Origin of the sequence: Vibrio nereis NBRC 15637 (genome assembly GCF_001591105.1) — a bacterium.
Lineage (GTDB): Bacteria > Pseudomonadota > Gammaproteobacteria > Enterobacterales > Vibrionaceae > Vibrio > Vibrio nereis.
In genome coordinates this window covers 34,505-46,700 of record NZ_BCUD01000004.1, presented here as the reverse complement: position 1 = coordinate 46,700, position 12,196 = coordinate 34,505, and the positions used below count along the sequence as shown (strand labels likewise).

Here is a 12,196-nt window from a genome sequence, read left to right as displayed (position 1 = left end):
AACGAACTATGAAAAAGACGATTATCTTAAGTACTGCAATGCTTTTATCGTTTTCAGCCAATGCCGCAAAATGGAATATTGCGATTGGTGATGGCGCAGGCTCAACGCAAGAGATCATTGCTCAAAAGTTTTCTGACATTCTGGCCGATGAAACGAATGGCAAGATAGAAACAGCCCTGTTTGTAAATGGTCAACTAGGCTCAGAGCAAGCTACCGTCAACGATGTCTCTATGGGGCTTCTTGATATGTCTGTTGTGGGCAGTTCCAACTTAGCGGCATTGTCCCCTGCTATTGGCTTATTTACGTATCCATACATGTTCCACAACATCGACGATGCTAAAAAAGCATTGGAAAGCGACGTGACGAAAAAAATTGAGCAAGATGTTCTTAAGCAAGCCAATGTACGCATTGTTTCTTGGACTTATTCTGGCTTTCGCCGCTTAACAAACTCCGATCACCCAGTCACGAAGTTAGAGGACCTACAAGGACTGTCGGTGCGTGTACCGAAAAGCAAAGTGATTCTTGATACCTATAAATCGCTGGGTATTGGTGCAACACCAATCGCGTGGAGTGAAACGTTCGCAGCTTTACAGCAAGGCGTGGTTGATGGACAAGAAACGCCTTACGCCGCGATTCAGTCGATGAAGTTTGGTGAAATTCAAAAGTACCTGACTGAAACCCATTATCTATTCCAAATCGAGCCAGTACTGATGTCAGAAAGCTTATATCAAGCGCAGTCGGATGAGGTAAAACGCGCGATTGATAAAGCGGGTGACGAAGCAGAGCTGTACAGCTACGAGTATCTCATCAAGACCGAAGACAAAATCAAACAAGACTTGGTTGCCAATTACGGCATGAAGATCAGCAAGCTCGAAGATGAGCAAAAGTGGATCGACAAGCTACAGAAAGACGTATGGCCAAAGTACTTTGACGAAGTCGGCGGCAAAGAGCGTGTCAATGAGCTTCTTAAAGCACTGGGCCGAGACACTCTATAAACAAAACTAGTCAATGTGGGGAGTCATCCCCGCATTATCTCTACAGGGAAGTAGTATGTTTAAAAATTTCATTGATAATTTCGAAAACTACATCTGCCGAATTCTACTCGTTGCATTCACCTCTATTTTATTTATGCAAATAATTGCGAGGGAAATATTCGATCACTCTATAAGCTGGAGTGAAGAGTCCGCAGTTTATTTATTTGTTTGGTTTGTTTTTTTTGGTGCAAGCAGAGCAATTCGCATAGAAGCTCATAATAGAATTGACTTCCAATATAAATACTTACCTAACAAAGTTGTGGCTACTTTCAAAGTATTAGCAGAGTTATCTTGGTTGATGTTCAACCTCTATTTTTTCTATTTATGCTACGACTTTGTATTTAATAAAATGAATTTATATTGGAAGTCACAAACATTAGGCATTCCTATGAAAATGATTTATATGATCATGCCTCTTGCCTTCCTATTGATGACCCTAAGGCATATTCAGGTAAATCTAAAAAAGTTATTTGAGCGTGGCGTTGCCGCTGATGCCAGTTTAAGAAACAAACAAGCTAAGGAGATGACATGATTCCTTTAAGTATCACATTTGTTCTTTTTGCGACGTTTTTCTTGCTGTTGCTTATCGGCTCCCCTATCGCGGTGGCTTTAGGCGGCGCATCGGTGCTCTCTTATCTTCAGCTTGATCAAAACCCGATTAAACTGGTCCAGCTAGGCTTTAATGCGATTGGATCTTTCCCACTTATGGCCATCCCTGCTTTTATCTTTGCAGGGGCCATTATGGAAGCGGCTGGCATTTCCAAACGTTTGGTACATATCGCTGAAACCTTATCGGGGTCGTTCACGGGTGGCATCGGTGCATCAACGGTTGTCGCTTGTATTTTCTTTGGCGCGATATCGGGTTCTGGCCCAGCTACAACCGCAGCGGTTGGTATGTTAATGATCCCGGCAATGATCAAGCACAACTACGGCAAAGACTATTCTGCAGCTTTAACCGCAGCCTCAGGCGGGTTAGGTATTATCATCCCACCTTCTATTCCAATGGTTATTTTTGGCATTTCGGCAATGGGGATTGCAGCACCGTTTGAAGCAATTGCGGAATTTGGGCAGTTTCAATCGATATCGATCAGTAAAATGTTTGTCGCGGGTGTAATTCCCGGTCTAATCATGTCGATCAGCATTCTGATTTATAATTATTTCTATTGTAAACGCGTAAAGATTGAGCGATCTAATCATGCTTGGTCTTTAAAAGAATCCGTTCAAGCGTGTAAAGACGGAATATGGTCACTCAGTGCCCCTGTGGTTATTTTAGGTGGTATCTACACTGGACTATTTACTCCGACCGAGTCTGCCATTGTCACTATTTTCTACGTGCTGTTTGTTGGCGTCTTTATCCATAAAGAGCTGACTTGGAAAGAATTCACCAAATGCATTGATTCAACCGCTTGGCTGTCTGGCCGCATCATGCTGATACTGCTTACCGCGACTGCTTTCGGCCGTTTATTGGTAGAAAACCAAATCCCTGTAGTAATTGTTGATGCATTAACAGCCCTAACAACCAACCCTTATATAATTTGGTTGCTGATTATTGGTATTCTGTTGTTTGTCGGGATGTTTATGGAAACGTTAGCGGCGATCATGATCTTGACGCCAGTATTGCTACCCGTCACTTACACGCTAGGTATCGATCCGGTACATTTCGGTGTTGTGATGATTTGTGCCCTATCGATTGGTTTTTCAACGCCACCGCTCGGTGAGAACTTGTTTGTCGCGTCTGCAATCGCGGAAACGCCTTTTGAAAAAATCACAGCAAAAGTGACACCTATCGTTTTTATTGCGGTCGTAGCTGTTATCATTATCGCGTTTGTTCCCCAAATTTCGCTCTGGTTACCTAGCCTGTTCTATTAACCAAAATCGCAAAACCGGGTACTGTGTTTTTTAAGCGCAGTACCTTTTTATTTTTTAGTTCTGTTTAAAGGTAGTAATAGCAATGAGTCATTTCTCTGCCACGGTGAAACGCTACACCGAATCAATGTCAGCACAAACCAAAGGGGTTATCGCCTCTGTGCTGTGTTCATTGCTATTTGCGCTGATCCCAGCATACGTTCAATTTCAACCGCCAATTCCCTCGAGTAATGTCACAGGGGGCGAAAGCCATTGGCTGGCAGTTCAACGTGTACTTTGGAGTACTGCTCTTTTTCTCTTACTACTATTAACGTCGAATAGAATCCACCTACTGCTAGACGCGCTCAGCAAATGGCGCATGTGGCCAAAATACTGTGTTTCGGCGCTTTTGATCGCACCTCAATATTGGTTGTTTGTTTGGGCCCCCGCAAATGGTGAAACCTTATCTCTTGCGCTCGGCTATTTTACAATGCCGATTGTGATGGTTCTGGTGGGTCGATTTATTTATCGCGAAACGCTCTCTTCTTTTCAAAAGCTAGCGTGTTATTTCGCTCTAGCGGGCACTCTTTATGCCTATGCATTGTCAGACGGGATCTCTTGGGTTGTCCTCGTTGTCGCGTTGGGTTACCCCGTCTATTTCATGCATCGAAAAACCATACCATTAGCAACCGATGTTGGACTAACCGTTGACCACATATTTATGATGCCATTGGCGTTAGTTGGGCTATTCTATCTTTACCCGCCCGACTACATGCTTACCCTTCCTGTGAGCGATTATATGTATTACATCGGTTTAGGGATCGTGTCCGTTACGCCAATGCTTCTCTATCTCTATGCGTATTCCAAGTTACCGGTGTCTGTCTTTGGCCTACTTGGCTATGTAGAACCGACGTTTATTTTTATTGTTGGGCTATTGATCGGTGACTCAATTTCTTCGCAAGAGATACCAACGTATCTGTTTATTATTTTTGCGCTTATTGCTTTGGTTTTAGACGGGCTGAAGCGATTTCTAGCAAGCTAATCCATAATCTTGAGTGAGCATGCGACTCAATTTGGACTAAGTTTGTGTTAGTTGTCTTGCAGAGGGTCAAAGATGGAAAATATATTTTTAGTCAATGGCGACATCACCAAAGCGAATGTCGATGCCATCGTCAACGCTGCAAATACAACGCTATTGGGTGGAGGGGGCGTAGACGGTGCCATCCATAGAGCGGCCGGAGCTGAATTGTTACAAGCGTGCTCTCAATTAGATGCAGTTAATGGTGTGCGCTGCCCATTTGGACAAGCGCGCATCACCACTGCTGGAAAACTAAACGCCAAATTTGTTATTCACACCGTGGGCCCTATTTACAAGAACAGCCCGAATCCAAAAGCCACCCTGGAATCCGCATACGAAAACTCGCTTGATCTTGCGCTTGCAAATGGGTGCCGCACGGTGGCACTGCCTGCGATTTCTTGTGGCGTTTATGGTTACCCTTTAGATGAAGCAGCAACCATTGCGATTTCGGTCTGCAGACGTAAAAAGTATCAAACATTAACGATGACTTTTTATTTGTTTGGCGAGGATGTGTTGTTGGCTTGGCAAAAAGCACTTGGCTAAGAAGCGTCCAAACAAAGCCTTTTTCTCTGATTTCAATTACACCAATTTACCGTAAATATATGCCAACTCGGCGACGGTTTTCGCTGAGAACTTTTTCAATAGGCTGGCGCGGTGTACTTCAACCGTGCGCATTGCAATGCAAAGTTCGTCAGCAATTCGAATGTTGCGTTTTCCTTCAATGATCAAACGTAAAATGTCTTTTTCTCTGGGAGTGAGCGATTCATACGCCGATTTTGCCGCCGCCATATCAAGGTTTGCAGCCGACTGCGCTTGTCCCTGCAAAATGGCTTGTGCCAACTCATCTCCTTTGACTGGCTTTTGGAAAAAATTGACCGCGCCAGCTTGCAATGCATCGACCGCCATCGGGACATCACCATGCCCCGTCAGGTAAATAACAGCCAAGGGACTGTTGGCTTGATTTAAAATTTGATGGACTTGCTGACCACGAAGATTTGGCATTCGACTATCAAGAATGATACACCCCGCTTGCTGAACGTCCACCTCATCGAGGAAAGACTGCCCATCAGCAAAAGTGGTGACGTTGAAGTCATGTTCTTCCAACATAAAAGCGAGCGAGTCACGCACCGATTCATCATCGTCGACTACAAAAACAGGTAACTGCTTTTCACCGCTGCTCATTGAATGCTCCTATGCCTAGTTCAGATTAGTTTTGATATGGAAACACGAGCTCAACCAAACAGCCATGTGGCGCTGTCGAGCTGATGAGAAACTCGCCACCATGCATTTCCATTACATCACGACAAATGGCTAACCCCAGCCCGAGCCCCTCTTCTTTGCTACTCACAAACGCTTGAGTTGGATTCTCTTGCTGCAACCCTGTGCCGTTGTCCAATACTCGAATGGAAAGTTGATTGACTTGGTAGTCACTATGCAGGGCAATTTTACCTTGATAACCTGACGAGTGATATTTCTCTTGGAACAAAGTACACGCATCAATCGCGTTACTGATCACATTAACTAAAACCTGTTGAACGCCCACAGCGTCGACAATTACCGGACAGACGTTCCCTTCTATACTGGTCACAATCGAAATATTTTGCTTCTGCATTCGAAAATGGAGCAATTCAATCGTGTCATCAATAAGAACTTGAAGATCGCACGGCGCTTTGTCGACACTACGCTTGCGGATCAACGTTCTTAAGCGCTGAATAATTGCATCGGCTCGTTCAACTTGCCCCTGTATTTTCTCAAGCACTGGGACAATATCTTCATGAGGGCGTTTTTTGGCCAAGCGAAGTAAACCGCCTTCACTGTAATTGCGAATGGCCGCCAATGGCTGATTGAGCTCATGGGCAAGACTGGTGCCGATTTCACCGACAATCGCGACTCTTTGTGAATGCTCTAACTGTTCACTTTTCTCTTTTAAACGTAACGATGTATGCTCCAACGCTTGCTTGCTCTTGCTAAATCGATACTCAAGCCAAAAGTGGTAAGCGTTCAATACAATCACAAAAATGAACAGCGCCCACGCCCATTCCTGATGACTACGCAGCCAACGCAATGCTTCTTGCCACCAAGGCTGCTGCAACGGATGGAGGTCTAGCGCCTGATAAAGTTTGTCGATGCTCAGCAAGCTGACGGGTGACGTCCAACCTGACGCGCCTGCCGCAATAATCGCAGGGTGATCTGGCGGCATAGCAAGCAAGACTTGCGCAATCTGTTTGGCGAGCTGAGCTGAGCCACGCTCTGTTTTGGCAAATGACCAGTTTGGATATAACGGCGTAGAAACAGCGCACGAAGAATGTTCATTTGGCTGTTGATTTAGGACTCGAAAATCACCTTGCTGTAACAGACCTTCATTTTGCATCTGTTCCAATAAACAAGCAGGGATGACAGCGGCTTCCACATTACCATCACGCAATTGATACAGGTTGGCGTCAATAGGAAAGCCGAGGTAACGGACATCAGCAAAGAAATCGTTAGGATTAAGACCCATTTCGACTATCTGGTAACGCAGCGTTAAGTAACCGCCAAAGGCTTTTTCTGATACAGCAGCAACGGGAAGCCCTGAGACATCTTGCAATGTTTGATAGCTTGAACCGGCTCGAACCACCAGCGCCGAACCAATGCCGTAGTTCGAATTTTGCGGCGCTCGGCTGGTTAGCGTTGCCATCCACGATAGCGCGTATTGCCTACCCAATCGCACTGCCTGACCTGGGTTAGTTAAGATGAAATCCATCGTCTGAAACTTCACCGCTTCGCCCATTTCATCCAAGTTAAGGGGATGAAGAACAAAATGCACATCAGAAATTTGCTGATTGAGCCAATCAATGGTCGGTTGCCATCTCTGCTCAGCATAAAGATGACCACGTATCGCTAACACGCCCACTTCGACTTTCTGCTTGGCCTCTGGCTGCACTGCCTTTTGCTCTTGCAGATCTGCTTGTTCAGAAACAGCGCCCTGAGCTAAAGATGCAAAGACAACCAAGCAAAGAATCCAAAACTGAAGCAACCGTGGCGTTTTGTTCATGATGAGTCGAATCGTTCCTTCGAAAATAATGAAGCAAGAATAACAGCTACCTTCCCTAAACCACATTTGTTTTAGATCAAGTTTGGTCTGGGTATGTGGAAATCCACAATATAAGCCTCGCGGTGCATTTCTCACAATGGAATCAGTCAATTCAAATACAACAAAAAAAGCAGGTGAGTTATGGATTCCACCAAACGTCGCTTTCTCAGCGCGGTCACAGCCGGAGCCGCGTTAATTCCAGTCGCAGGCATTGGCACGGCAACTGCGGGAAACATTATTCGAAATAACCAGTCCGCTGACCGAAAAGGACAAGTGGGGAAACGTTATGCCATGGTGGTGGATTTGCGTAAATGCGTCGGCTGCCAGGCTTGCACTGTGGGTTGCAGCATTGAAAACCAAGCGCCTATCGGTCAGTTCCGGACCACAGTAAAGCAGTACGAAGTCACGCTGGATGACGGTTCGAAAGCCACGCGAGAAGCGAAAGCCTTTATGCTCCCTCGCCTTTGTAACCACTGCGAAAACCCACCCTGCGTGGCTGTGTGTCCGGTTCAAGCAACCTTTCAGCGCGAAGATGGCATCGTCATGGTGGATAACAGTCGCTGTGTCGCCTGCGCGTATTGCGTACAAGCTTGCCCTTACGACGCGCGTTTTATCAATGAGGACACCCTCACCGCAGATAAGTGCACCTTCTGTGCACATCGTCTAGAGCAAGGTCTATTGCCTGCCTGCGTGGAGACCTGTGTTGGCGGTGCGCGTGTGATTGGTGATTTGAATGATCCATCCAGTGAAGTCCGCCGCTTAATTGCGAAGCACCAAGACGACATCAAAGTGCTAAAGCCCAATGAAGAGACCAAGCCACACGTGTTTTATATCGGCATGGATGAGCGCTTCACCAGCCATATCGACGGACAACCAGCTATTTACGACCCTCAAGGAGAGCACGCATGAACATCACCGAAGTGTTAGTCCAACCTCAAGCGATGGCTTGGCTTCCGTGGGCGGTACAGTATTTCTTCTACATCGGTTCGGCTTATGCTGCCGCTATTTTATTCCTAATCGCCCTATTATTTGAAAAACACTCCAGCCACAGACTGCGCGCTGCGCTAGTTCTGACGCTGGCCATCAGCGCCATCGTGGGACCATTAGCGTTAACTGGTGATTTACACCAACCGGGACGCGCATGGCATTTTTACGCGCACATCACGCCGTGGTCATGGATGTCTTTAGGGTCGCTTTTCTTGCCTGTTTTCTCAGGTTTAGCGGTAATAACCGCATGGCTGTATCTCCGCCAGGATCTGCTCAACTTACGTAATCAGTCAGGGAGAGTACTGCCTCTAATTTCAAAGCTATCACTGGGTGAGTGGACGCTATCTCGCAGAGCCATGCTTATGGTGTCTGCCATCACTGTGCTATCAGGCATCACCATTGCAGTTTACACGGGCGCTGAAATTGCAGTCGTTAAATCGCGCTCGTTATGGCACCAACCAGCATCACCGATTCTTTGGTTTGTTACTGCTTTTATGGGCGCAGTCGGCTTCGCTCTGCTGATTTGGCTCTTGCTGCCTAGTCAGTCAAAGACGCTAACATCTGGCGATACTAATTTGCTGAAAAAATCGGTGGTTACCAGCGGTGTATTAACGCTGATACTGCTACCGATTTGGGCATCCAACAATTCCGCATTTTCGCTCTATTCTAGCGAACAATGGATGCACAACATTGCCTTGCTCACTTTTGTCATTTTAGGTTGTGTTTTGCTCGCTTTCATTTTTTTGCGCGATACCCAAAAGTCCGCATCAGCCAGATTTCGTCACGTCATAGGACTCAGTTTTGTGTCTGCTGCCGCACTGGCAAGTGCGTGGCTGATTCGCTGGTTTACCATCATGGAAGTACAAACCATCGCCAAGTTCGATGCGGGGCTGTATCCATACCAACTCACTATGGATGGAAATGGCTGGATAGGCATTATCGGGATGCTCGGATTGTGGCTTGCACTGGCACTGCTCGGATCAGAGCTGGTTCAACCACAACAAAATATCGAAGCAAAAGCATCATCACTCACCTTAACTGAACGCTAATCAAGAGGATTTCATCATGGATAACAAACGCCGTCAGTTTTTGAAATCAGGCATTGCAGTGGGTGGGCTTGGCGCATTCGCTGCGGGTTACGCCACCACAACCAAACACATGGTCGAGGGTGCGATCAAAGGCACTGCAGGAGAAAAAACGCGTGATATTCACCACGGTAATTCTCTTGAACCAGAGTACACGGTCAACAGCAAAGGCAACCTGATCCCTAATCCAAACCAGCGCGTCGCTCCATCCATGTGCTTTGGCTGTTGGTCACTGTGCGGGTTGCGTGTGCGCATTGATAACCGCAACGACGAGATTTTGCGTATCACTGGCAACCCATATCACCCATTGTCTCATCAGCAACACATTCCATTCGAAACGCCAGTCAAAGATGCTTATTTAAGTTTGGCAGGAGAAGCGGGCCTTGACGGCCGTTCCACCGCCTGTGCGAGAGGAAACGGGATGCTAGAAATTCGCAACAGCCCGTACCGCATTACTCAGCCCCTGAAACGAGTAGGCAAACGCGGCGAAGGAAAATGGATTCCGATCAGCTACGAGCAATTGATAGAAGAAGTCGTAGAAGGTGGTGATTTATTTGGTGAAGGCCATGTTGATGGCTTGCGCGACATTCGCGATTTAAAAACGCCTGTTGATCCTGAAAGCCCAGAATATGGCCCGAAAGCCAACCAATTGTTAATGACCAACGCCGGTAACGAAGGCCGAGACGACATATTCAAACGCTTCGCGTTCAACAGCTATGGTACGCGTAATTTTGGGCATCACGGCTCTTACTGCGGCTACGCATTTCGTGCTGGTAGCGGTGCATTCATGAATGATTTGGATAAATTTGCCCATTTAAAACCAGACTTCGATAATGCCGAATACATCATCTTTATTGGTATGTCGCCTGCTCAAGCTGGCAACCCTTTTAAGCGTCAGGCGCGCCAACTCGCCAATGCGCGAACAGAAGGTAGCTTGGAATACACCATCATCACACCAAGTTTGCCTGCGGGTTCATCGAGCTTGGCGGCCGGTGACAATAACCGCTGGATACCAATCAAACCGGGCACCGATTCTGCCCTCGTGCTTGGCATGATCCAATGGATCATCGAAAACCAACGCTACAACAAAACCTTCTTGGCGCAGCCGGGCGCGAACGCGATGAAACGAGCAGGCACCGCGCACTGGTGCAATGCGACACATCTCGTGATAAGCGATGAGCAGCACCCGAGAAACGGCACGTTTTTACGCGCGTCGGATCTGAATCTGCCATTTGAGGGCGAAGCGTTGTCTGATTCCGATCCGTACGTCATCGTGGATGATCAAAGTGGCGAATTTGGTGTTCATACCCAAGCTGAGGAAGCCGCCCTTTTTGTCGATAAAACGGTTTCGCTTGCATCAGGCAAAGTGCGCGTAAAATCTTCCCTGCAAAGACTCAAAGAAGAGGCGTTTAAATACAGCCTTGAGTTCTACAGCCAACAATGTGAAATCCCTGTCGAACAAATTGTTGAACTAGCAAAACGCTTCACCAGTCACGGAACAAAAGCGGTGGCCGATACCCACGGTGGCAACATGCACACCAACGGGTTCTATAACTCGTTTACCATCATGATGCTCAATGCGTTGATTGGTAATATCAATATGAAAGGCGGCGCGATGGCCAAAGCGGGTGGCTACCCAACTTCCGCTGCGGGTCCTCGTTACGACTTCACCAAATTTGCTGGCAAAGTCGGCCCGAAAGGCGTCTTTCTGTCGCGCAGTAAATTCCCCTACCACAAAACCAGCGAATACAAACGTCGCGTTGAGGCAGGTGAATCCCCTTACCCAACTCGCGCCCCTTGGTATCCGTTTGCCGCGCCACTGCTGACAGAGCACCTATCTGCGGCTATTGATGGTTATCCATATCGCGTTAAAGCGTGGATCAACCATATGGCGAACCCAATGTATGGTGTACCCGGTTTAAAAACGCTGCTAGAAGACAAGCTTAAAGATCCAAAGCAGCTCGGTTTGATTGTGTCTGTTGATGCGTTCATTAACGAAACCACCGCATTGTCGGATTATATTGTGCCGGACACTGTCACCTACGAAAGCTGGGGTATGGCAACGCCTTGGCACGACGTTCCGGTGAAAACCGTCACCGCTCGCTGGCCGATTGTGGAAGCGCGAACAGAGAAAACCGCCGACGGTCGCTCGATTTGCTTAGAGAACTTTCTGATTGATGTCGCTAAGAAAATGCAACTGGGCGGTTTCGGTGACAACGCGATTCAAGATGCACAAGGGAATTGGCACTCTCTCCACAGCGCTGAAGATTTCTACTTACGTTCCGCGGCAAACTTGGCTTATGTGAAAGGCGGCGTGCCTGAAGTTTCGGCAGAAGACATTGCGTGGTCAGGCTTAGAGCGTTTAATGCCAACCATGCAAAGTACGCTAACAGCGGATGAGATGAAACGTGTGGCGTTTATTTTCGCTCGCGGTGGACGCTTTGAAAATGCCAGCGAAGCGTATCAAGGCGAGCAGATGAAGCATAAATGGACACGACCAGTTGCGATATGGAATGAACGTGTCGGCAGCGCAAGAAACACCATGACTGGTGATTTCTACACCGGTTGCCCAACATGGCATCCTCAAAAGCTAGCCGATGGCACACCAATAGAAGACCAGTTCCCAAGCTCAGAATGGCCATTCAGCCTGACGAACTTTAAATCCAACATTCACAGTGCGGTGTCGAACCTATCGCCAAGGTTGAACTCGATTAAAGGCGTAAACCCAGTGTACATCCATCCAATCGATGCCGAGCGCGCAGGCATTAAAACGGGTGATGAGTTTATTATCGAGACGCCATCTGCAAGCACCAAAGCACTGGCGATGATAGTCAGCGGGATTCGCACTGGCACACTCGGATTTGAACATGGGTTTGGCCATACTGAGTTAGGACAACGCTCGCACTGGATTGGCGATAAACAGCAACCTGTCAAAACGCACAGCCAAGATGGCGTCAACATTAATGACATTGGCTTAATTGACCCTACCCGAGAAGGCAAAGGCGTGTTGTTGGATTGGGTGGTAGGAGCCGCTGCTCGCCAATCATTACCAGCCAAAATCCGCAAGGCGTAACGCTGCAAGTTAAAATGCCTC

At 47.3% G+C, this 12,196-nt stretch carries 10 protein-coding genes; 8 read left to right on the top strand and 2 right to left on the bottom strand.

Annotated features, from left to right (window positions below):
- Nucleotides 1-8 precede the first annotated feature (8 nt).
- The 5 genes from VNE01S_RS05765 (at nt 9) to VNE01S_RS05745 (ending at nt 4,500) form a co-directional block, all read left to right on the top strand.
- A complete protein-coding gene (locus tag VNE01S_RS05765) occupies nt 9-995 on the top strand; it encodes a TRAP transporter substrate-binding protein (protein WP_053394872.1) in 987 nt (328 codons plus the stop codon).
- Nucleotides 996-1,050: 55 nt separating this feature from the next.
- Nucleotides 1,051-1,566, top strand: a complete 516-nt coding sequence (locus VNE01S_RS05760; protein WP_053394873.1) for a TRAP transporter small permease — start codon at nt 1,051-1,053, stop codon at nt 1,564-1,566.
- Nucleotides 1,563-2,903, top strand: a complete 1,341-nt coding sequence (locus VNE01S_RS05755) for a TRAP transporter large permease (protein WP_053394874.1) — start codon at nt 1,563-1,565, stop codon at nt 2,901-2,903. The genes VNE01S_RS05760 and VNE01S_RS05755 overlap by 4 nt, the downstream gene beginning before the upstream one ends.
- 82 nt (nt 2,904-2,985) lie before the next feature.
- Nucleotides 2,986-3,921 carry an EamA family transporter RarD gene (rarD, locus tag VNE01S_RS05750; RefSeq protein WP_211263090.1) on the top strand — a complete coding sequence of 312 codons (936 nt, stop codon included), beginning with the start codon at nt 2,986-2,988 and terminating at the stop codon, nt 3,919-3,921.
- A gap of 72 nt (nt 3,922-3,993) precedes the next feature.
- Complete coding sequence (locus VNE01S_RS05745; protein ID WP_053394875.1) at nt 3,994-4,500, top strand: O-acetyl-ADP-ribose deacetylase; 507 nt, start codon at nt 3,994-3,996, stop codon at nt 4,498-4,500.
- 36 nt (nt 4,501-4,536) lie between these two features.
- Here VNE01S_RS05745 and VNE01S_RS05740 read toward each other — a convergent pair whose 3' ends face one another.
- Complete coding sequence (locus VNE01S_RS05740; protein ID WP_053394876.1) at nt 4,537-5,139, bottom strand: response regulator transcription factor; 603 nt, start codon at nt 5,137-5,139, stop codon at nt 4,537-4,539.
- Nucleotides 5,140-5,164: 25 nt separating this feature from the next.
- Complete coding sequence (locus tag VNE01S_RS05735) at nt 5,165-6,991, bottom strand: sensor histidine kinase (protein ID WP_053394877.1); 1,827 nt, start codon at nt 6,989-6,991, stop codon at nt 5,165-5,167.
- A gap of 180 nt (nt 6,992-7,171) precedes the next feature.
- On the opposite strand from VNE01S_RS05735, the gene dsrO reads away from it, so the two are divergent.
- From dsrO to VNE01S_RS05720, 3 genes are read left to right on the top strand one after another with little or no spacing between them, the layout of a single operon-like run.
- Nucleotides 7,172-7,939 carry a sulfate reduction electron transfer complex DsrMKJOP subunit DsrO gene (gene dsrO / locus VNE01S_RS05730; protein WP_053394878.1) on the top strand — a complete coding sequence of 256 codons (768 nt, stop codon included), beginning with the start codon at nt 7,172-7,174 and terminating at the stop codon, nt 7,937-7,939.
- Nucleotides 7,936-9,066, top strand: coding sequence for an NrfD/PsrC family molybdoenzyme membrane anchor subunit (gene nrfD / locus VNE01S_RS05725; RefSeq protein WP_053394879.1), 1,131 nt, complete (start codon nt 7,936-7,938; stop codon nt 9,064-9,066). The genes dsrO and nrfD overlap by 4 nt, the downstream gene beginning before the upstream one ends.
- A 16-nt stretch (nt 9,067-9,082) precedes the next feature.
- Nucleotides 9,083-12,175, top strand: a complete 3,093-nt coding sequence (locus VNE01S_RS05720; RefSeq protein ID WP_053394880.1) for a tetrathionate reductase subunit A — start codon at nt 9,083-9,085, stop codon at nt 12,173-12,175.
- Nucleotides 12,176-12,196: the final 21 nt, after the last annotated feature.